The 20,393-nt window shown below is 71.2% G+C and carries 17 protein-coding genes and 1 riboswitch; of the genes, 4 read left to right on the top strand and 13 right to left on the bottom strand.

The features are described 5' to 3' along the window. Positions 1–193: 193 nt before the first annotated feature. Complete coding sequence (locus LIV37_RS36180; protein WP_020872022.1) at positions 194–1,990, top strand: AMP-dependent synthetase/ligase; 1,797 nt, start codon at positions 194–196, stop codon at positions 1,988–1,990. Positions 1,991–2,247: 257 nt separating this feature from the next. Here LIV37_RS36180 and LIV37_RS36175 read toward each other — a convergent pair whose 3' ends face one another. The 6 genes from LIV37_RS36175 to LIV37_RS36150 all read right to left on the bottom strand — a co-directional run bounded on the left by LIV37_RS36175 (position 2,248) and on the right by LIV37_RS36150 (position 9,198). Further along, the gene (locus tag LIV37_RS36175; protein ID WP_020872021.1) at positions 2,248–3,390 is read right to left on the bottom strand and encodes a glycosyltransferase family 4 protein; all 1,143 of its coding nucleotides are present in this window, start codon (positions 3,388–3,390) and stop codon (positions 2,248–2,250) included. Between the two features lie 113 nt (positions 3,391–3,503). Beyond that, positions 3,504–4,739, bottom strand: a complete 1,236-nt coding sequence (locus tag LIV37_RS36170; protein ID WP_121825064.1) for a hypothetical protein — start codon at positions 4,737–4,739, stop codon at positions 3,504–3,506. Between the two features lie 70 nt (positions 4,740–4,809). Then, positions 4,810–5,955, bottom strand: coding sequence for a C40 family peptidase (locus tag LIV37_RS36165; protein ID WP_020872019.1), 1,146 nt, complete (start codon positions 5,953–5,955; stop codon positions 4,810–4,812). A 220-nt stretch (positions 5,956–6,175) separates the two neighbouring features. After that, positions 6,176–7,201: a C40 family peptidase gene (locus LIV37_RS36160; RefSeq protein ID WP_020872018.1), complete on the bottom strand. Its 1,026-nt coding sequence runs from the start codon at positions 7,199–7,201 to the stop codon at positions 6,176–6,178. A gap of 372 nt (positions 7,202–7,573) precedes the next feature. Then, positions 7,574–8,935 (bottom strand): NYN domain-containing protein, encoded by a 1,362-nt coding sequence (locus LIV37_RS36155; protein ID WP_020872017.1) that lies wholly within the window; start codon positions 8,933–8,935, stop codon positions 7,574–7,576. 17 nt (positions 8,936–8,952) lie between these two features. After that, on the bottom strand, positions 8,953–9,198 hold the full coding sequence (locus tag LIV37_RS36150; RefSeq protein WP_020872016.1) for a hypothetical protein: 246 nt from the start codon (positions 9,196–9,198) through the stop codon (positions 8,953–8,955). Between the two features lie 153 nt (positions 9,199–9,351). Here LIV37_RS36150 and LIV37_RS36145 point away from each other — a divergent pair, with 153 nt between their 5' ends. Both LIV37_RS36145 and LIV37_RS36140 read left to right on the top strand, forming a co-directional pair. Beyond that, on the top strand, positions 9,352–10,086 hold the full coding sequence (locus LIV37_RS36145; protein WP_020872015.1) for a rhomboid family intramembrane serine protease: 735 nt from the start codon (positions 9,352–9,354) through the stop codon (positions 10,084–10,086). Beyond that, entirely contained in the window at positions 10,083–10,364 is a 282-nt protein-coding gene (locus tag LIV37_RS36140) for an Lrp/AsnC ligand binding domain-containing protein (RefSeq protein WP_020872014.1), read from the top strand. The genes LIV37_RS36145 and LIV37_RS36140 overlap by 4 nt, the downstream gene beginning before the upstream one ends. Positions 10,365–11,056: 692 nt before the next feature. On the opposite strand, the gene LIV37_RS36135 is transcribed toward LIV37_RS36140, so the two are convergent. From LIV37_RS36135 to ctaE, 6 genes are all read right to left on the bottom strand, one after another. Next, positions 11,057–12,445 carry an aminotransferase class V-fold PLP-dependent enzyme gene (locus tag LIV37_RS36135; RefSeq protein WP_020872013.1) on the bottom strand — a complete coding sequence of 463 codons (1,389 nt, stop codon included), beginning with the start codon at positions 12,443–12,445 and terminating at the stop codon, positions 11,057–11,059. 204 nt (positions 12,446–12,649) lie between these two features. Further along, a riboswitch (SAM riboswitch) is annotated at positions 12,650–12,768 on the bottom strand. Between the two features lie 175 nt (positions 12,769–12,943). Beyond that, entirely contained in the window at positions 12,944–14,017 is a 1,074-nt protein-coding gene (gene trpD, locus LIV37_RS36130; RefSeq protein WP_020872012.1) for an anthranilate phosphoribosyltransferase, read from the bottom strand. A gap of 177 nt (positions 14,018–14,194) precedes the next feature. Further along, positions 14,195–15,832 (bottom strand): cytochrome bc1 complex cytochrome b subunit, encoded by a 1,638-nt coding sequence (gene qcrB / locus LIV37_RS36125; protein ID WP_020872011.1) that lies wholly within the window; start codon positions 15,830–15,832, stop codon positions 14,195–14,197. Then, positions 15,829–16,884, bottom strand: coding sequence for a cytochrome bc1 complex Rieske iron-sulfur subunit (qcrA, locus tag LIV37_RS36120; protein ID WP_020872010.1), 1,056 nt, complete (start codon positions 16,882–16,884; stop codon positions 15,829–15,831). The genes qcrB and qcrA overlap by 4 nt, the downstream gene beginning before the upstream one ends. Then, the gene (gene qcrC, locus LIV37_RS36115) at positions 16,881–17,690 is read right to left on the bottom strand and encodes a cytochrome bc1 complex diheme cytochrome c subunit (RefSeq protein ID WP_020872009.1); all 810 of its coding nucleotides are present in this window, start codon (positions 17,688–17,690) and stop codon (positions 16,881–16,883) included. Before qcrC ends, qcrA begins: the two co-directional genes overlap by 4 nt. 69 nt (positions 17,691–17,759) lie before the next feature. After that, on the bottom strand, positions 17,760–18,380 hold the full coding sequence (gene ctaE / locus LIV37_RS36110; RefSeq protein ID WP_020872008.1) for an aa3-type cytochrome oxidase subunit III: 621 nt from the start codon (positions 18,378–18,380) through the stop codon (positions 17,760–17,762). 211 nt (positions 18,381–18,591) lie between these two features. On the opposite strand from ctaE, the gene LIV37_RS36105 reads away from it, so the two are divergent. After that, a complete protein-coding gene (locus LIV37_RS36105) occupies positions 18,592–18,993 on the top strand; it encodes a hypothetical protein (protein ID WP_121825065.1) in 402 nt (133 codons plus the stop codon). A 23-nt stretch (positions 18,994–19,016) separates the two neighbouring features. Here the strand turns inward: LIV37_RS36105 and LIV37_RS36100 are convergent, their stop codons facing one another. Continuing rightward, positions 19,017–20,264, bottom strand: coding sequence for a L,D-transpeptidase (locus LIV37_RS36100; RefSeq protein WP_121824099.1), 1,248 nt, complete (start codon positions 20,262–20,264; stop codon positions 19,017–19,019). Positions 20,265–20,393 lie beyond the last annotated feature (129 nt).

The following is a 20,393-nucleotide window of genomic DNA, read 5'->3' as shown; positions in this document are numbered from 1 at the left end:
GCGTCTACCTGCGGTTCCTTAGCGGACGTGGCGCCCGTCGACTAGTCTGCGGGCAGCACGAAGGCGGTGTGTGACGCATCAAACATCTGGGCAGGAACCCCTATCCCGGAAGCGTACCGATGGGTAACGTCCGGGCCGTCCACCACCCCCCATGCCCTGTAGCGGCGCCGGCGCCCCACGAGGAGCAGCAGTCTTGCGCGAGTTCAGCCTTCCGGCCCTGTACGAGGTTCCGGCCGACGGCAATCTGACGGATCTCATCCGCCGCAATGCCGCACAGCATCCCGATGTCGCCGTGGTCGGCCGCAAGGTCGACGACCGATGGGAGGACGTGACCGCGACCGTGTTCCTGGCGGAGGTGCGCGCCGCCGCCAAGGGTCTGATCGCGGCCGGTGTGGAACCGGGCGACCGGGTCGGCCTGATGTCCAGGACCCGCTACGAGTGGACGCTGCTCGACTTCGCCATCTGGAGCGCGGGCGGGGTCACCGTGCCGGTGTACGAGACCAGTTCACCGGAGCAGGTCCAGTGGATCCTCAGCGATTCGGGCGCGGTTGCCGCGCTGGTCGAGACCGGCGTCCACGAGGCCGCCGTCGAGGCCGTCCGGGACACCCTGCCCGACCTGAAGCACGTCTGGCGGATCGAGGGCGACGCCATCGGGACGCTGCGGAAGCTGGGCGAGCACGTCCCCGAGGAGAAGGTGGACGAGCGCTCCTCGATCGCCAACGCCGACTCCCCCGCCACCATCGTCTACACCTCGGGCACCACCGGCCGCCCCAAGGGCTGTGTGCTCTCCCACCGCAGCTTCTTCGCCGAGTGCGGCAACGCGGTGGCGCGCCTCAAGCCGATCTTCAACACCGGTGAGTCGTCGGTGCTGCTGTTCCTCCCCGAGGCCCATGTCTTCGGGCGGCTGGTGGAGATCGCGGCGGTGCTGGCGCCGATCAAGCTCGGCCATGTGCCGGATGTGAAGTCCCTGACCGACGAACTCGCCGCGTTCCGGCCCACCTTGGTGCTGGGCGTGCCGCGCGTCTTCGAGAAGGTCTACAACTCGGCGCGGGCGAAGGCCCAGTCCGAGGGCAAGGGCAAGATCTTCGACAAGGCGGCCGACACCGCCATCGAGTACAGCAAGGCGCTGGACGCCCCGGGCGGGCCGTCCTTCGGACTCCGCTTCAAGCACAAGGTCTTCGACCGGCTGGTCTACAGCAAGCTGCGGGCCGTGCTGGGCGGCCGGGCCACCCACGCCATCTCCGGCGGGGCGCCGCTGGGCGAGCGGCTGGGCCACTTCTACCGGGGCATCGGCTTCACGGTCCTGGAGGGGTACGGCCTGACGGAGTCCTGCGCGGCGACCACCTTCAACCCCTGGGACCGGCAGAAGATCGGCTCGGTCGGGCAGCCGATGCCCGGCACGGTGGTGCGCATCGCCGACGACGGCGAGGTGCTGCTGCACGGTGAGCACCTCTTCACCGAGTACTGGAACAACGAGACGGCCACGGCGGAGGCGCTGTCGGACGGCTGGTTCCACACCGGGGACGTGGGCACGCTCGACGAGGACGGCTACCTCACCATCACCGGCCGGAAGAAGGAGATCATCATCACCGCGGGCGGCAAGAACGTCGCCCCGGCGGTGATAGAGGACCGGATCCGGGCCCATGCCCTGGTGGCCGAGTGCATGGTCGTCGGCGACGGCCGTCCCTTCGTGGGCGCGCTGGTCACGGTCGACGAGGAGTTCCTGCCGCGCTGGGCGGCCGAGCACGGCAAGCCCGAGGGCGTGACGGTGGCCGAACTGCGGGAGGACCCGGACCTGCTGGCGGAGATCCAGCAGGCGGTGGACGACGGCAACGCGGCGGTGTCCAAGGCGGAGTCGATCCGGAAGTTCCGCGTCCTGGCGACGCAGTTCACCGAGGACTCCGGGCATGTGACGCCCTCGCTGAAGCTCAAGCGGAACGTGGTGGCGAAGGACTTCGCCTCGGAGATCGAGGCGCTCTACCGGGGCTGACGGCCACAGGGCCGCAGGGTCCGGGGGCGCGCCCCGGTGGATCTTTCCCCTCCCCGCCCCTTCCCTCAACTGGGGCTCCGCCCCAGACCCCGCTCCTCAAACTCCCCCAGCTACCGCTGGGAGGTGCCCCCTGGAGGGGCTGGAAGGCGGGGCTTCGCCCCAGACCCGGGGTCCAGGGGCGAAGCCCCTGGTAACGGGAAGGGGCGGGGAACAGCCCGCCGCAGGCGTACGCGTACCGCCGGACACCGCCCAAGCCGTCACAGCAGCGACTTCAGGCGGTCGGCCAGCAGATCCCAGCGCCAGCGCTCCTCCACCCAGGCGCGGCCCCGCTCGCCCATACGGCGGCGCAGCTCCGCGTCCTCCAGCAGGGTCACGACGCGCTCGGCGCCCTGCTCGGCGGAGTCGCCCCGTACGACCCATCCGGTCTCGCCGTCCAGCACCGCGTCCGGCGCCCCGCCCGAGTCCCCGGCGACGACCGGCAGACCGGTCGCGGACGCCTCCAGATAGACGATGCCGAGGCCCTCGACGTCCAGCCCGCCGCGGCGGGTGCGGCAGGGCATGGCGAAGACGTCGCCCGCGCCGTAGTGGGCGGGCAGTTCCTCCCAGGGGACGGGGCCGGTGAACCGCACCGACTCGGCCACGCCCGTGGTCTCCGCTAGACGGCGCAGATCCTTCGCGTACGGCCCGCCGCCGACGATCAGCAGCACCGCGTCCGGCACCCGCCGCAGGATCCGCGGCATGGCCCGGACCAGCGTGTCCTGCCCCTTGCGCGGCACCAGCCGGGAGACACAGACCACGACCGGCCGCTCGGCCAGGCCCAGCCGGGCCCTGATCTCATCGCCGCCCGAGCCGGGGTGGAAGGTCTTCTCGTCCACACCGGGCGGGAGTTGGACCATGCGGGCGGCGTCCCGGGGGTCGAGCGCGGCGGCGATACGGGAGCGGGTGTACTCACCGAGATAGGTGAGTGTGTCCGTGGCCCCGCCGATCCGCCGCAGCAGCCGCCGTGAGGCGGGCAGCTGCGCCCAGGCCGCCTCGTGGCCGTGTGTCGTCGCCACCAGCCGCCGCGCCCCGGCCGCGCGCAGCGCGGGGGCCATCAGCCCCAGCGGCGCGGCGGCGCCGAACCACACCGAGGTGCAGCCGTGCTCGCGCAGCAGCGCGGTCGCGCGGCGCGTGACGCGCGGGGTGGGCAGCAGCATGGTGGTCCGGTCCCGGACGACCGGGTACGGCTGCTCGGCGTCGAACCGGGCGGTGGCCTCGGCACCCTCCCGGCCGCGCTTCCAGGTGGAGGCGTAGACGACGATCCGGTCCGGGTCCAGGCGCAGCGCGATGTTGTGCAGAAACGCCTGGATGCCGCCGGGGCGGGGCGGAAAGTCGTTGGTCACGAGCAGGGTCTTGTCCATCCTGGCCGACAGTACCGGCTCGGTCGCCGCGTACGGGCCCGGGGATCGGCTCGGTCGCCACATACAGCGCGCGGGGCTCAGCCCAGCTCGGTCGCCGCGTACGGGCCCGGGGCTCAGCCCAGCTCGGTCGCCACGTACTTACGCCACCGCGACGTGAAGTCCCGCACGCTCACCCCGAGCACCTTCCGCAGCGCCGGCTCCACCGCGCCCGAGCGCTCGTGCGCCCGGCCCACCGCGCGGTAGAAGTCGACCAGCTTCTTCTCGCCCCATGTGTCGGCGATCAGGCGGCAGGCGAGCCAGCCCTGTTCATAGGCGCGGGAGAGGCGGTCGGGGTCGCTGCCGAAGCGGAAGTCGTCGTCGCGCGGGAGCGCGGCGGGCAGGTGCCCGGCGGTGACGGCGTCGGTGAGTTCGGGGGCGATCTGGCGGGGGGTGCGGCCCGGGGTGCGGTAGCCCACCCAGTCGGCGAAGCCCTCGGAGAGCCAGAGCGGGGTGGCGGCGCTGGTGGCGGTGCGGGTGGCCACATGGGCCGTCTCATGGGTGATCACGACGCGCCGGCCGAAGTCGCCGAGGACCTGGTACGCCTCCGGGTTGACGATCACGCGGTCGGCGGGGGTCTCGTCACCGGCCCCGCCGACCTCGCCCGTGGTGACGGCGGCGATCCCGCGGTAGCCGTCCGCGGAGGCGCCGAGCAGGGCGGCCATCCGGCTCAGGGAGGCGGGGACCTCGAGCACGACGCGCCCGGCCCACTCATGGGGCCAGACCTTGCCCAGGACGGGCACCGCCCGGTCCGCGGTGTCGGCGACCGCGCGCAGCACCCGCCGGTCCTGGCCGACGCCGAGGACGAGGCTGTGGGCGCCGCGCACGACGTCGACCGTGCCCTGGTCCCACAGCTGCTCCATACCGCGCTTGCCGTCCACCGCACCGTCGTCGGAGGCGACGTACCACTGCCCGCCGCGCCGGGCGAGGGTGAGGTACTGGGCGGAGACGACCGGCGCGGTGTCGTACCCCTTCAGCCGGTACCGGAGTTCGACCTGCGCGGCGAGGCTGCGGCCACCGACCCGCGCGGGCTCGAAGCCGCCGGTGCGCACCAGGCGGTAGGTCCAGGAGCGCAGCGGTACGGCGGACATCTGCCGGAACACCCGGCGCTGCTCGGCCAGGTACCCGGCCGAGCCGCGGTCGACGGTGGCGAGGAAGCCGTCCGCGTCCCGCTCCCGGACCGCCGCCGCCCGCTGGTCCAGCATGCGCTGCACGGCCCGGCCGTCGCGCCCCTCGGGGTCGTCGGGCGCGGGGACGGGGCCGCAGCCGCTCAGCGCGGTCAGGAAGAACGCGCCCACCAGGGGCAGGCACAGCAGCGCCCGCCATCCGCCCGATCTCCACCGACCCGCCACGTCTTAGATCGTACGAGCCCGCGCGCCGGGTTCAGACGCGAGTGATGGAAGAGATCGGCAACATGCCCACGGGGTCGTAGCGGACCCGCGCCCCGGGGTAAGGGGCGTGGATCACCTGCCCGTTGCCCGCGTACATGGCCACATGGCTGGCGTCGGAGCGGTAGACCACCAGATCGCCGGGCCGGGCCTGGGACAGCGGCACCGACTGCCCGGCGTGCGCCTGGGCCTGGGAGGTCCGCGGAATGGCCACCCCGGCGTGGGCGTAGGCCCACTGCATCAGCCCGGAGCAGTCGAAGGCGCTGGGACCGGCCTGGCCCCATGCGTACGGCAGCCCCAGGGCCGCCCGTGCCGCGCCGAACGCCGTGGCGGCACGCCCCGAGGACGGCCCGGCGTGCGGCCCGCCCGGCAGGCCCCCGGCGAGCTCGTCAAGGCCGTAACCGGAAGCGGAACCGGAAGCGGAGCGGCCGCCGGGCAGCGCGCCCGGCACCAGCCCGGCGAGGGCGCCGTGCTCCCGTCCGCCCGCCCGCGAGGCGCGGCGCGCGTAGCTCTCCCACTCCCCCGGCGGCAGCGCGTTCACCAACCGCCGCGCCGTGGCCAGCCGGCGCTGGACCGCCCGCTTGTGACGGGCCACCTCCTTACGGCTGTGCTCCAGCTTCACCAGCTTGGCCGCGGCCTCCGCGCGCTCCTGCCGCAGCGTCCGCTGGGCGCCCTGGACCACCCGCAGCTGGGCGGTCTGACGGCTGGTGATCCGATCCAGGGTGGCGGCCCGGTCGAGGTACTGGGCCGGGTCCCCGGACAGCAGCAGGGCGAGGCCCGGGTCGATCCCACCGGTGCGGTACTGGCCGCCCGCGAGGGCGCCGAGCGCCGTCCGCATCCGGTTGACCCGCTCCTGGCCGCGGGCGACCCGGTCCTGGACCCGGCCGACCTGGCGGCGCAGGGCCCGGGCGCGCGTCTCGGCCGCGTTGTAGCGCTCGGTGGCCCGCTCGGCCTGGGCGTAGAGCGTGGCGATCCGGTCGCCGGCGGACCGGGCGGACGGACGGCCCGCCGGGTCGTGCGGCTCGGCACCGGCCGGCACGGCGGACAGCGCGGCGGCGGAGGCCACCGCGGCCGCCGAGGCGGCGGTCCAGACGGTGGCCCGGCCGGACCGGGGTTTCGCGACGCGGCGACAGGACGCCATGGGAAGCCGCACTCCCTTCCGCAGTGTCGGGCTGAGAACTGCGGGCAGACAGTAGCCGCGGCGCCACCCACGGTCCAACGGCCGTGAGGTGCGGGCACACTGACGCCCCGCCGACTGACGCAGGTCACCGGCGGGGCGGAGGATCAGCGAGGGCGCTGGAGATTCGCCCGAAAGGATTGCGGTTGAGACGGTTTGAAGCCTGGTTCGCAGGACTTCCGGATCAGACCCGGACGCCGAACTGGAACGGCATGTTGTCCATCGACTCGTAGCGCACACCGGCACCGGGCTTGGGCGCGTGCAGCACCTGGCCGCCGCCCGCGTAGAGGCCTATGTGGTGCAGGTCGCCGTAGAAGAGCACCAGGTCGCCCGGCTTGAGCTCGCCCCGGCTGATGCGGGTACCGGCGTTGGCCTGGTCCTGGGAGATCCGCGGCAGCTGCACCCCGGCCTGCTGGTAGGCCCAGCCGGTGAGTCCGGAGCAGTCGAAGGAGGACGGACCGGTCGCGCCCCAGACGTACGGGAGGCCGATCTTCGTCTTGGCGGCGGCCAGCGCGGCGGCGGCACGCCCCGACTCGGGCACCTCGTTGCCGAGATCGACGCGCTCGCTGGAGCGGTTGGCGCGCTCGGCGTCCTGGGCCGCCAGCTTGGCGCGCTCCTTGGCCGTGAGGGTGTTGAGGAGGTTCCGGGCCTTGGACAGCTTGCCCTGGATCTCGTCCTTCTTCTTGCCGAGCGCCTTACGGGTGTCGGCAAGGTCCTTGAGCTTGGTGGACGCCTCTTCGCGCTGCTGCTTGAGGGTGCGCTGCTTGTCGGCGATCTTCCGCAGGGACTCGGCCTGCTTGCCGCTCAGCTGGCTGAGGGTGGACGCCTTCTCGAGGTAGGTGTCCGGGTCGGAGGAGAGGAGCAGCTGCACCGAGGGGTCGATCCCACCGGAGCGGTACTGGGCGGTGGCCATCGAACCGAGGCCGTTGCGCAGCTTGTTGAGGTCCTCCTGGCCGCGCGCCACCTTGTCCTGGAGCTCGCCGACCTGCTTCTCCAGCTTCTGCTGCTTCTCCTTGGCGCCGTTGTACTTCTCGGTCGCCTGCTCCGCCTCTTCGTAGAGCTTGTCGACCTGCTCCTTGACGTCCTTCTTGTCCTGCTTCGGAGCGGCCTGGGCGGCCTGGGACGTGAGAGCGACGGCGGCTGCCGCGGTCGCGGTGAGGACGGTTACCCGAGTGCGGCTCGGCTGCTTGGGTCGACGGTGGGACGCCACGAAGGCGAGCTCCTTCTTCCTCCAGCCGCCTACCGGGAGTTGGGGGGTTGTGAAGCCCCGGCTCCGCGACAGGGCGCGGACTCGGCGGTACCTCCGCTGTCACCCCGGATGGGTGATCAACCGCGCGAAGGTTCGAGCTGACGATAGTGACCCCGCCGTGATCCGTTCAAATCCCGACGGCAAAAAAGTCGGTCCGCGAGCGCATCTTTTACAAATATCGTACAGGCAGTGATGGTCGATGACGCTCCGCTGACACCACAAGTGCCCCGGGTCAGACTTGTGAAGCCATTCGAAGTGATTCGGGCACTTCGGCCGTGGAACGGAGAAACGGGGCAACCGGGGCGCAGGGAGGGACGACCGGGCCATGACGGCTCAGGAACGGGCAAGTCGCTTCAGCAGCAACGCCGATGCCACGGGGCGCGCTCCGGCGCGCGCCACCCCGTCGGCCACCTCGCGGTCGGTGGACACCACCACCACCGGACGGCCCGGCGGCTCGGCCCGCACCAGCTGCCGGATCAACTCGTCGGCCGTCACACCCGGCTTGCTGAACAGCACCCGCACCCCGCGCGGCGGCGCGAGCAGCACCGGAGCGGCCAGCTCCGCCCCGTCGAAGACACAGGTCATCTCCGCGCCCGTCTGGGCCGCGAGCACCGCAAGACCGCCCAGCAGCCGCAGCCGCTGCTTCTCCAACGGCATCGTGGGATAGCCGGTCTTGGTGACGTTGTAGCCGTCCACCACCAGATGCGCCTGGGGCAGCGCGAGCAGCTGGTCCAGCAGCGCCGGGTCCATCTCCGACAGCGCCCTGGTCGCTATGTCCTTCGGCGTCATCTTCCCCGGCTCCACGGCGTCCACCGTGTCCGCCGGGCGCATCGACGCGGGCGGCAGGGCCAGTTCGCGCCGCAGCCCCTGCGCCGCGTCCAGCACCGTGTCCAGCAGCAGCCGCAGCCGCATGTCCTCCACGCTGCGCCCCTCGCGCACCGCCCGCCGGCTGGCCTCCAGCGCCGACTCCGCCTCCGCGAGCCGGGCCCGCAGCCGCCGTGCCTCGCTGTCCGCGGTGGCCTGACGGGCCGCCGCCTCCGACCGTACGGAGTCCAGCTCCGCCTCGATCTTGCGCAGCGCGGCCGCGCCCCGCTTCACATCGCTCTGCGCGCTGCGCAGCTTGCGCTGGAGCACGTCGTTCTCCTTGCGGGCCGACTCCAGCTCGGTGCGCGTCCGCTCCGTCTCGTGCCGGGTGGCCGCCTTGGCCTCGGCGAGCTCGTCGCGCAGCCGCTGGAGCTCGCGCGCCGCCTCCTCACCGGCCCGCTCGGCGGAGGCCCGCTGGGCCTCCTCGCCCGCCGCCTCGACCAGCTTGACCCAGCCCACCGGGCGCAGCACATACGCCACCGCCGCGACATCCACCGGATCGGCCGCGGCGGGCGGCGAACCGCCCTCGATCGCCTCGGCCAGCTCCCGTTGGGTCTCCCGCAGCCGTCCCGCGATCCGCTGCCGGAAGACGGGGTCGCTCTCCACCGCGGCGGCCATCGCGTTGCCCGCGAACTTGGCGCGGCGGGTCGGGGTGAACCGGGCGTACTGCCGCAGCTGGGTGGGCAGCTCGGTGACCGTCAGACCGCCGAAGGCGTCCGCGACCAGCGCCACCACGCGCCGTCGCACCCCTTCCGGCAGGGGGCGGTCCAGCGCCTCGGGGACGCCCTCGGCGTCACCGGCCGCCCCGGGGTCACCGGTCCGCTCCACCACCTGTCACCGCTCCGTTCTCAGGCGCTCTGGCCGGTGCTCGGACGATCCACGAGTTCTACCTGGTCGACCGCGTTGCACCAGCGACAACGCACTGACTCAATGGTCTCACTGAGCACCTCGCGTTCCTCGACTCTGGGTTCCCCCGCCAAGTCGAGGTGCACATACTCCACGGCTCTGGTCGAGCGGGTCACATCGAACCGGGTGAGATTGCCGCACAGTGTGCAACGCCAGCGGGTCTGGGTGGTCGGCAGTGGCACGGCCATGGTTGCGGATCCTCGCTTCTCGGCTCGTCGGCGGCGTCCTGTAACCCTACGGCCTGAGCCCTGGCCCGCGCCGGGCCCGGTCCGCTGCCACGACCCGGCGCAGCGCGGCGAGGCGCTCTGTGGAGGTTGCGCCCGGTACGGAATGATCTGCCCATGATCGAGACGTCGTCGGGGCGCCACCGCCCCTGGATGGCGGGGCCCGGCCGCCCCTGGATGACGTACGGCCTGATCGTCAGCTGCTGCCTGATCTTCGTCCTCGGACCGGCCTCGGGGCTCAACCCCGGCTATGGCTCGGGCGGGCGGCTGGTGGAGGCCCAGTCCACCTACTTCGAGCGCTGGGGGGTGGTGCCCAGCGCCCTGTGGAGCGGCGACCCCGATCAGCCGCTCGCGCCGCTGACCGCGCTGTTCGTGCACGGCAACTGGCTGCACCTGCTCGGCAACATGCTGTTCCTCTATGTCTTCGGCGCGATGACCGAGGAACGGATGGGCCGTTTCCAGTTCGCCGTCTTCTACCTCGCCACCGGCTATCTGGCACTCCTCGGCTACGCCGCCGCGCACGCCGACTCGGCCCAGTCCCTGGTGGGCGCCTCCGGGGCCATCTCCGGGGTGCTCGGCGCCTTTCTGTGGCTGTTCCCCCGCGCCCGGGTGACCAGCCTCTTCCCGTTCCTGCTCTTCCTCCCGCTGCGCTTTCCGGCCTGGGCCGTGCTGATCTTCTGGGTGGCCCTCCAGTGGCTGGCCGCCCGGCAGGCCGACGACCGCCCCGGCGTCGCCTATCTCGCCCATCTCGTGGGCTTCACGCTCGGCTTTCTCTACGCGTGGGCCCGGTTCGGGCGGACGGCTAGAGTGGGCGGCGCAGCCAGGCCCAGTGAGGGAGAAAGCCAGCCGTGATCACTTCGATCGTGCTCATCAAGACCAACGTGGACCAGATCCCGGAGACCGCCGAGAAGATCGCCGCGCTGGAGGGTGTGAGCGAGGTCTACTCGGTCACCGGCGCGCACGATCTGATCGCGATGGTGCGGGTGGCACGGCACGACGACCTCGCGGACATCATCACGGGCCAGATCAGCAAGCTGCCGGGGGTCGCCTCGACCGAGACCCACATCGCCTTCCGGACGTACTCGCAGCACGACCTGGAGGCGGCGTTCGCGATCGGCCTGGACGGCTAGAGGGTGTCTGGCGGCTCGTGACGCCTGCGGCGGGCCATTCCCCTCCCGCCCCTTCCCGCAACTGGGGTTCCACCCCAGACCCCGGACGCGCGCGAAGGCCCGCCCGGCCATCCGCCCCGTCGGCCCGCCGACCGCGATCAACCCACCGCCGCAAGCGCTCACGACGACGGCCGCCTCGTCACCCCCGAAACCCAGGGGCGACGCGAAACCGGCGCTCCCCCAGACCCCGGCCGGACAACCCGGAAGCGCGCGGGCGTCCGCCCAGTCATCCGCCGCGTCGGCGCGGCGACGCGGCCAGCCCGCCGGTGCAGGTATTCACGCCCTCACTACCCGCCCCACGGACCCCCTGGCCCCGCTCACCGGCCGGCCACTCGACCACCGCCTCACAGGTGACGCGGTCGGCACCCTGGCCGGTCAGCTGATCGCGGCCGCGGTCGGCTCATCGACCCCCGGGTCCAGGAACGAAGCGAGACCGGGACTCCGCCCCAGACCCCGGCCGGACGCCCGGACGCGCCCGGTCATCCGCCGCGCCACCCGCGACCGGCTCGCCGGTGCAGGTGTTCACGGCGGCGGCGGTCGGCTCGTCGGTCTCCTGGGGTCCAGGGGCGGAGCCCCTGGTTGCGAGGAGGGGCAGGGAGGGGAAAGGGCCCCGGCAGGGCCCGGCGCGCGCCGGGCTGCTGGGCCAAACGGGCTCAGCCGCGGTCCGGGACGCAGCGGCCGTCCTCAGTGCGGTAGTTCCAGCGGGCGCCGTCGCGCACCAGTTCCTTCACGGCGCCCACGAAACGCTCCACATGCTCGTCGGGCGTGCCCGCCCCGAAGCTGACCCGGATCGCGTTCAGCGACCGCTCCCCCGGCGCGGCCTCGGGCGCGCCGCACTCGCCCGGCTCGTCGGGCTCGCTGTCCAGCAGGGTGCGGACCAGCGGATGGGCGCAGAACAGCCCGTCGCGTACGCCGATGCCGTACTCCGCGGAGAGCGCCGCCGCGAAGTGGGAGCTGTTCCACCCCTCCACCACGAACGACAGCACGCCGACCCGGGGCGCGTCGTCGCCGAACAGCGAGAGCACCCGCACCTCGGGCACCTCGGCGAGCCCCGTCCGCACCTTCTCGATCAGCTGCCGCTCACGGGCGACCAGGCCCTCGAAACCGGCCTCGGTCAGCGCCTTGCAGGCCGACGCGATCGCGTAGACGCCGATGACGTTCGGCGAGCCCGCCTCGTGCCGGGCGGCGGTGGTGTGCCACTCGACGTCGACGCCGCCGTCGTCCCTGCGGGTGACCTTACGGCTGGCGCCGCCGCCCGCGAGATACGGCCGGGCCTCGCGCAGCCAGTCCGCCCGCCCGGCCAGCACTCCGGCCCCGAAGGGCGCGTACAGCTTGTGTCCGGAGAAGGCCACCCAGTCGACGTCCGCCCCGGCGATGTCCACGGGATGGTGCGGGGCCAGCTGCGCGGCGTCCAGGACGATACGGGCGCCGTGGGCGTGCGCGGCCTCTGCCAGCTCCCGCACCGGCCACAGTTCGCCGGTCACATTGGACGCGCCGGTCACGCACACCAGCGCCGGGCCCCCGGCGCGCCCCGCGAGCGCCTTCTCCAGCGTCTGCACCGCCTGCCGCGGGGAGCGCGGGGCGCTGAGGTAGCGGACGGTGATGTCCTCCCGCTGCTCCCACGGCAGCAGCGAGGCGTGGTGCTCGGTCTCGAAGACGAAGACCTCGGTGCCCAGGGGCGCCACGGCGGCCAGGAGGTTGAGCGAATCGGTGGTGGAGCGGGTGAAGACGACCTGGTCGTCCTCGCGGCAGCCCAGGAAGGCGGCGACGTCCTTACGGCTGTTCTCGAAGAGGTCGGTGGACAGCTGCGAGAGGTAGCCCGCCCCGCGGTGCACGCTGCCGTAGTAGGGCGCGTACGCGGCGATGTCGTCCCAGACCCGCCGCAGCGCGGGGGCGCTGGCGGCGTAGTCGAGCGCCGCGTAGCTCACCTCACCGCCGGTGACCAGGGGGACCAGGACATCGTCGCCCAGCACGGGCAGCGGCTCACAGGCGGTGGCGGAAGAGGAAGAGGTGGCGGTGGTGGCAGCGGGGCGCGCGGACATGGCGAAGTCTCCCGAGGGGGTCGAAGGAATGCGTGACGCGCACGGAAACGGCGGCGGCGAGCCGGCCGAAAAAGGGCGCGGGAAATCGCTCGACGCACGGCCGCACCGCGCGGAGCACATGGAGGAGAGACGGGCCGCTCGGCCCTAGCGCATTCGCTGCATCACGGAAGAACTCCCTCGACCACCAGGACCCCTAGTGCGAGGGGTCCGCGCTTGCCGCCGGCCTCGCTGCCTGGCGGCCTGGTCATCACCCGGGGCACCCCGCCACGGACGGAGGGTTGCCGGACAGCGGGCCGGGGCCGTAGTCGCTGTCGCTCGTGACCTGGGCAGGAGTATGCCATGTCAGACGCCGGTGCCCATGGTCTGTCCGCATCCCGGACAGACCATGGGCACCGTAAGGGGCCCGCGCAGGGGCGTCCGGCGTGGCAAGGGCTGCCAGACCTCAGAACCCCAGGGGTCAAGGGGCGGAGCCCCAGCCGCCAAGACCCGCCGGACCGCCTAGGCGTGGGTGGCCCGGACCCACCGCTCCAGGACGTCGCGCGCCGCGCCCGAGTCGATCGACTCGGCGGCCCGCGCCGCACCCGCCCCGATCCGGTCCGTCAGGGGCTTGTCCCCCGGGTCCGGTTCGAGCGCCACCAGCGCCGCCGCCGAGTTCAGCAGCACCGCGTCCCGGACCGGGCCCCGCTCGCCCGCCAGCAGCCGACGTGCCACATCGGCGTTGTACGAGGCGTCCGCGCCGCGCAGGGCCTCCACGGGGGCCCGTTCGACGCCCACGTCCCGGGGGTCGAACGTCTCCTGGCGCACGGCGCCGTCCCGGACCTCCCACACCTGGGAGGTCGTGGTCACGGTGAGTTCGTCCAGCCCGTCGTCGCCCCGGACGACCAGCGCGGAGGAGCCCCGCTCGGCCAGCACCCCTGCGATGATGGGCGCCATACGGGCGTCGGCGACCCCGGTCGCCTGGCAGGTGACCTTCGCCGGGTTGGTCAGCGGGCCGAGCAGGTTGAACGGGGTGGCGACGCCCAGTTCGCGGCGGGCCGAGGCGACATGCCGCAGCGAGGGGTGGAACTTCACCGCGAAGCAGAAGGTGATCCCGGCCTCCTCGGCGACCTCGACCACCCGCTCGGGGGTGATGTCCAGGTTGACGCCGAGCTTCTCCAGCACGTCGGAGGCGCCGCTGGCGGAGGACGCGGCGCGGTTGCCGTGCTTGACCACCCGTGCGCCGGTACCGGCGACGACCAGCGCGGACATGGTGGAGATGTTGACGGTCCTGGCGCGGTCGCCGCCGGTGCCCACGATGTCCACGGTCGCCCCGGGCACCTCGATCACCCGGGCGTGCTCGTACATGGCCCGCACCAGACCGGCCACCTCGGAGACCGTCTCGCCCTTGGCACGCAGCGCGATCGCGAAACCGGCGATCTGGGCGTCGGTGGCCTCGCCCCGCATGATCCGGTCCATGGCCCAGGCGGTGTCGTCGGCATCGAGGTCCCGGCCGGCGATCAGCGAGCTCAGTACGTCCGGCCAGGTGCGGGCCGTCGCGGTGCTGTCGCCTCCGGCGGGGGTCACAACGTCCATGGTCCGCTCCTGGATCCGTGGGGGTGGGCAGGGAAGGGGTCCGCGCACTTCAGCGGCCCGTCGCAAGCCTATCGGCCGCACGGCCGGGGCCCCGGCCGGACCGTGTGGTCCGGGCCGGGGCCCTGGTCTGTGGCGTAGCTGTATGAAGAAACCGGTCGCTGCGGAGGTACCGGGAGATCAGTGGTGGCCGTGGCCGCTGGTGATCTCGTGGTGCTCCTCGCGGGTCGGCTTCGGAATGACGTTGTCCCCGCCGTAGTAGCCCTTGGAGAGCTTCGAACGGAGCTTCTGGGAACGCTTTATCTTCCGCTTGACCCCGTTCTCGTCGACCTCCGGGCCGATCTCGTAGGGCTCGGGCTGGTCGTGCTGGGTGAGCGTGTGCAGCTGCTCCTGCGAGAGCGGCTCGTGGACCTCGATGAACTCACCGTGCGGCAGCCGCTTGATGATGCCGGTCTCGCGGCCGTGCAGCACCTTGTCCTTGTCGCGCCGCTGGAGGCCGAGGCAGACCCGCTTGGTGGCGATGAACGCCAGGACCGGGCCGGCGAAGAAGCCGATCCGCACGAACCACGTGATCGAGTTGATCGACAGGTGGAAGTGAGTGGCCCACAGGTCGTTACCGCCACCGATCAGCATCACGAAGTACGCGGTCAGCCAGGCGACGCCGAAGGCCGTACGGGTCGGGGCGTTGCGCGGGCGGTCCAGGATGTGGTGCTCACGCTTGTCGCCGGTGATCCAGGACTCGATGAACGGGTAGAGCCCGATCGCGAACAGGACCAGCGGGAAGAGCACGATCGGGATGAACACGCCCAGGACGAGCGTGTGGCCCCAGGCGGTGATCTCCCAGCCGGGCATCACACGGACCAGACCCTCGGCGAAGCCCATGTACCAGTCGGGCTGGGCGCCGGTGGACACCTGGTCGGGCCGGTAGGGGCCGATGGTCCAGATCGGGTTGATGGTCGCGACCGCGGAGAGGACCGCGATCACACCGAAGACCAGGAAGAAGAAGCCGCCCGCCTTGGCCATGTAGACCGGCAGCAGAGGCATGCCGACGACGTTCTTCTCGGTCTTTCCGGCCCCGGGGTACTGCGTGTGCTTGTGGTAGAAGACCAGGATCAGGTGCGCCACCAGCAGACCGAGCATGATGCCCGGCAGCAGCAGGACATGGACCGGGTAGAGCCTCGCGATGAGGTCCGTGCCGGGGAACTCGCCGCCGAAGACGAACATCGAGATGTACGTGCCGACCACCGGGATCGACAGGAACACACCCTCGATGAACCGCAGACCGGTGCCGGAGAGCAGGTCGTCGGGGAGCGAGTAGCCGGTGAAGCCGGTCAGCATGCCGAGGAAGAACAGCAGGAAGCCGAACAGCCAGTTGATCTCACGCGGCTTGCGGAACGCACCGGTGAAGAACACGCGCATCATGTGCGTGAACATGCCGGCGAGGAAGACCAGCGCGGCCCAGTGGTGGATCTGCCGGATCAGCAGACCGCCGCGTACCTCGAAGCTGATGTCGAGGGTCGACTTGAACGCGTCGGACATCCGCACGCCCTGCATCGGGACGTACGGGCCCTCGTAGACGACCTCCGACATGCTGGGGTGGAAGAACAGCGTCAGGTACACACCCGTGAGGATGATGACGATGAAGCTGTAGAGGCAGACCTCGCCCAGCATGAAGGACCAGTGGTCCGGGAAGATCTTGCGCATATTGGCCTTGGCCAGGCTGTAGATGCCCAGCCGGCCGTCGGCCCAGTCCGCGACGCGCTCACCCGCGGGCGCTTTGCCCCGGCGCTGCGCGGCGCTGTCGCTTGTAGTACTCATCCGCGCTCCCAGTAAGCAGGACCGACGGGCTCCGAGAAGTCGCCCATGGCTTCGAGGTACCCCTGGTCGTTGGCCTTGATCCGCAGCTGCGGCAGCGCGTGACCGGCCGGACCGAAGATCACTCGGCCACCGTCGGAGAGGTCGAAGGTCGACTGGTGGCAGGGGCACAGGACGTGGTGGGTCTGCTGCTCATAGAGGTTGATCGGGCAGCCGACGTGGGTGCAGATCTTGGAGAACGCGACGATGCCCTCGTGCGACCAGTCCAGTTCGCGCTTGTCCTTGATGTTCTCCGGCTGGAGCCGGACCAGCATCAGGGCGGCCTTGGCGATCTCCGTCTGGAAGTCGTGCTGCTCCTCGCTCATGCCCTCGGGCATGGCGAAGGTGAGCGAGCCGACGGCGATGTCCTCGGGGCGCAGCGGCTGCATCGTGTTGTAGTTCATCAGCCGCTTGCCCTTGGCCCACTTGGTGTGCCGGAGCTTGGTGCCCGGCAGCGGACCGAGGTCCCGCAGCAGCACGATGCCGGAGAGCGGCACCAGCGCGAGCGCGCCGAAGAGGGTGTTGCGGGCCAGCTTGCGCCGGCCGAAGCCGGACTCCTTGGCGCCGGTGGCGAACTCCTCGAGGACCTTCGACTTGACCTCGGGGCTGGCCTCGATGGGGTGGCGCTCGTCGGCGATCTCCTCATCGGACATCAGGGTGCGGGCCCAGTGGACCGCGCCCGCGCCGATGGCGAACAGCGCGATGCCGAGCGTCAGCCCCAGCGCGAAGTTCAGCGCGCTGATGTGCCCGATCGGGAAGACGTAGATGTACCTGTCGACCGGGAGCGCCACATACGCCGCGATGAAGGCGATCGTGGCCAGCATCGAGACCGTGAAGAGCAGGGCGACGGTGCGCTCGGAGCGCCTCGCGGCCTGCTCGTCGATGTCCTGCTTACGGTGCTCGTGCGGGGGCAGCCCCGGGTCGGCGAACGGGTCCTCGGCCGGCCTTACGGCGCTCTCGGCCCCCCGCCCTTCCGGCAGCTTGTCTTCTGCTTCTGAAATCTCGTGGCTACTCATGACTTCTTGGCCTTTGCGGTCCGGGCGGCGACCCAGATGGTGAGGACGATCATCGCGCCCATGCCGAAGACCCAGCCGAACAGACCCTCGCTCACCGGGCCGAGCCCGCCGAGCTCAAGACCACCGGGGGTCTTGCTCTTGTCGCTGTTGACCGTGTCGAGGTAGGCGATGATGTCCTGCTTGTTCTTCTCCGGCATCACGGTGTCGGGGAAGGAGGGCATGTTCTGCGGGCCGGTCTGCATGGCCTCGTAGAGATGCTTGGGGCTGACCCCGTCGAGAGCCGGCGCGAACTTGCCGTTGGTGAGGGCACCACCCTTACCGGCGAAGTTGTGGCACTGCGCGCAGTTCGTACGGAAGAGCTCCCCGCCCTTCGCGACGTCCGCGCCGTCCGGGCTGTACTCGCTCTTGGTGGGCGTCACCGGACCCGCGCCGAGCGACGCGATGTAGGCCGCGAGCTGCTCGGTCTCGGCGTCCGAGTAGATCTTCTTCTTCTTCGGCACCTGGGCGCCCGGCTGCTGCGCGGGCATGCGGCCGGTGCCGACCTGGAAGTCCACGGCGGCGGAGCCGACGCCGACCAGGCTCGGGCCGTCAGAGGTCCCCTGACCGCCCGTGCCATGGCAGCTGGCGCAGCCGACGGCATAGAGCTTCTTGCCCTCCTCGATGGCGAGGGACTGGGCGGAGCTGTCGTCGGCCTTCGCCTCGCTCGGCGAAAACGCGGCGTACAGCCCCCCAGTGACCGCCAGCGCGAAGAGTAGGACGACGAGCGCAGCCAGCGGATGGCGCCGTCGTGCGGAGAGCTTTTTCACGGATTACCCCGGTGTCAGGATCTTCTGCGTCGATGCTGTTAAGGACGTGGTTCCGGTGCGGTGACCGGCTTACTTGATCATGTAGATCGTGGCGAAGAGGCCGATCCAGACGACATCGACGAAGTGCCAGTAATAGGACACGACGATGGCCGCCGTCGCCTGCTGGTGGGTGAACCTCTTGGCCGCGTACGTCCTGCCCAGGACAAGCAGGAAGGCGATCAGGCCGCCCGTCACATGCATGCCGTGGAAGCCGGTGGTCAGGTAGAACACCGAGCCGTAGGGGTCGGAGGAGAGCGAAAGCCCGTCCTTCTTGACCAGCTCGGTGTATTCGAAGATCTGACCGCCGATGAAGATCGCGCCCATGATGAAGGTGATCACGAACCAGGAGCGCAGCTTCTTCACGTCGCCGCGCTCGGCGGCGAAGACGCCGAGCTGGCAGGTGAGGGAGGAGAGCACCAGGATCGTGGTGTTCGTCGCCGAGAACGGGAAGTTCAGCGAGGACGCCATTTCCTTCCAGTGCTCGGCTCCGGTCACCGATCGCAGGGTGAAGTACATCGCGAAGAGGGCCGCGAAGAACATCAGCTCGGAACTCAGCCAGATGATGGTTCCGACGCTGGTGAGGTTCGGCCGGTTGACCGACGGGTGCGCGTGCCCGGTTTCTACTGCTGTTGCTGTCGCCACGACCGACATTATGTCGGTCGCTTATCCAGCGCTCACTCCCGGGGGTCCCGTTCGGAGTGTCAAGGGCCGCGTCGAGGACATCGACCCTGCTCGTCGGGGCTGTTCCGGACAGTCCCCCGAAGGAGGGAGAGATCCGTACACCCCCTCCTCCGGACGGCTGTACGGGAGTAGCATCCGCCTCAGGAGCCCGGCAGATCACTTACTTCGTCCGGAGGTCATGATGCGGCCCACCGCAACGGTGCTGGTCTACAGCGATGACGTGAGCACCCGCGAGCAGGTGCGCCTGGCGGTCGGGCGCCGGCCCGCCGCCGATGTGCCCCCGGTGGAGTTCCTGGAGTGCGCCACCCTCCCGGCCGTTCTCTCGGCGCTGGAGGAGGGCGGCATCGACGCCTGTGTGCTGGACGGTGAGTCGGCGCCCGCGGGCGGGATGGGCGTGTGCCGGCAGATCAAGGACGAGATCTTCCAGTGCCCGCCGGTACTGCTGCTCATCGGCCGCCCGCAGGACGCCTGGCTGGCCACCTGGAGCCGCGCGGAGGCCGCGGTCACGCATCCGGTGGACCCGGTGGCCCTGGCGGACGCGCTGGCCGGGCTGCTCCGCAAGCGGCTCGCCGTGGACGCCTGACCTCACCGTCTCGCACCGTCCGCTCAGACCTGGGGCCGGAGCCGGGCGGAGTCGGCGGGGGTGGCGTCGGACTGGCCGGAGGCGACGGCGCTGCCCTTGCGCCAGTCCGCCCAGGCCATGTTCCAGTCGCCGTAGCCGTTGTCGAATGTCGCCATGTCGTCTCCATTGCTGTGCACCACTTGGACGATGTCGCCCAGGCGCACGGTGTTGAAGAACCACTGGGCGTTCGCCGTGTTCATGCCCGTGCAGCCGTGGCTGACGTTGGCGTAGCCCTGCGAACCGGTGGACCAGGGCGCGGCATGGACGTATTCACCGCTTTTGGTGACCCGGGCGGCCCAGTAGACCATCAGGTCGTAGGAGCCCGCGCCGAGCCCGATGCTGGCGCCCGTCATCCGTACGGCGGATTCCTTGGCCAGGATGACCTTGATGCCGTTCCGGGTGTCGAATCCGGGCATCCCGGTGGTGATCGGGATGGTCCGGATCGGCACCCCGTTGCGCTTCACCGTCATCTGGTGGGTGCCGGAGTCGGTGAGTGCCTCGAGGCGGTCGCCGGTGGTCAGCCGCAGCGACTTGGCCGCGCCGCCGTAGAGCCCGCCGCCGATCCGGATGCCCTTGAGGTTGGAGTGCACCGAGATGGTGGCGTGGGCGGGCCAGTACTCCTGCGGACGGTAGTGCAGGTTCCGGCTGTCCACCCAGTGCCAGACGCCCTCCACCGCGGGCCGTGAGTCCACCTTCAGGGCGCGCTCGATCACGGCGCGGGCCGAGGGATCCTTGACGGCCCGGCTCAGCTTGGCCGTGATGGGCTGCCCCACCCCGTACTCCCCCGCCTTGGGGCCGAAGGTGACCTTCAGCAGCCGGTGGGCGGAGCTGGTGGTGAAGTCGACCGTACGGCGGCCCGGAGCGCCGCCTCCGTCCTCCGTGGACACCTTCAGCGTGTAGTGGGCGCCCGCGGCCAGCGGCACGGTGCTGCGCCAGTGCCTGCCGTCGTCGGTCAGCTCACCCCGTACGTAGCGGCCCGCGGCGTCGGTGGCCGTGACATCCGTGATCCGGCTGTCGTCGTCCTTGGCCGTCACTTCGAGCGGCTTGTCCGGATTGGCCTTGCGGCCTTCGCCGTCACCGCTGAACGAGATCTGATCGGCGGCGTCGTACGGCTTGGCGGACAGGGGGTCGGGAGATCCCCCGCATCCGCTCAGACCCGCTATCAGCGGCGCCACCAGCAGGGCGCAGGTCAGCACCGCCCGGCTTCTGAGTGATCGAGGTGTGTGGCTCATGGAGCCAACGTAAGAACGGGGTCCGGGAACGGCGCGCGGAGTGAGGCACCGGAGTGAACCGGGGCCCGGCGGGGCCGTGCGGGGCCGTGCGGGCCCGCGACGCCGAGCGGGGCCCGGACACCTGGGGAG

The sequence above is a fragment of the Streptomyces rapamycinicus NRRL 5491 genome (genome assembly GCF_024298965.1).
Lineage (GTDB): Bacteria > Actinomycetota > Actinomycetes > Streptomycetales > Streptomycetaceae > Streptomyces > Streptomyces rapamycinicus.
This window is presented reverse-complemented; position numbering and strand designations above follow the sequence as displayed.

Coding starts and splice junctions, on each gene's coding strand:
- LIV37_RS36100 (WP_121824099.1), bottom strand. CDS start 20,264: ATGAGCCACACACCTCGATCACTCAGAAGCCGGGCGGTGCTGACCTGC.
- LIV37_RS36105 (WP_121825065.1), top strand. CDS start 18,592: ATGCGGCCCACCGCAACGGTGCTGGTCTACAGCGATGACGTGAGCACC.
- LIV37_RS36165 (WP_020872019.1), bottom strand. CDS start 5,955: ATGGCGTCCTGTCGCCGCGTCGCGAAACCCCGGTCCGGCCGGGCCACC.
- ctaE (WP_020872008.1), bottom strand. CDS start 18,380: ATGTCGGTCGTGGCGACAGCAACAGCAGTAGAAACCGGGCACGCGCAC.
- LIV37_RS36175 (WP_020872021.1), bottom strand. CDS start 3,390: ATGGACAAGACCCTGCTCGTGACCAACGACTTTCCGCCCCGCCCCGGC.
- trpD (WP_020872012.1), bottom strand. CDS start 14,017: ATGGACGTTGTGACCCCCGCCGGAGGCGACAGCACCGCGACGGCCCGC.
- LIV37_RS36135 (WP_020872013.1), bottom strand. CDS start 12,445: ATGTCCGCGCGCCCCGCTGCCACCACCGCCACCTCTTCCTCTTCCGCC.
- qcrA (WP_020872010.1), bottom strand. CDS start 16,884: ATGAGTAGCCACGAGATTTCAGAAGCAGAAGACAAGCTGCCGGAAGGG.
- LIV37_RS36145 (WP_020872015.1), top strand. CDS start 9,352: ATGATCGAGACGTCGTCGGGGCGCCACCGCCCCTGGATGGCGGGGCCC.
- qcrB (WP_020872011.1), bottom strand. CDS start 15,832: ATGAGTACTACAAGCGACAGCGCCGCGCAGCGCCGGGGCAAAGCGCCC.
- LIV37_RS36150 (WP_020872016.1), bottom strand. CDS start 9,198: ATGGCCGTGCCACTGCCGACCACCCAGACCCGCTGGCGTTGCACACTG.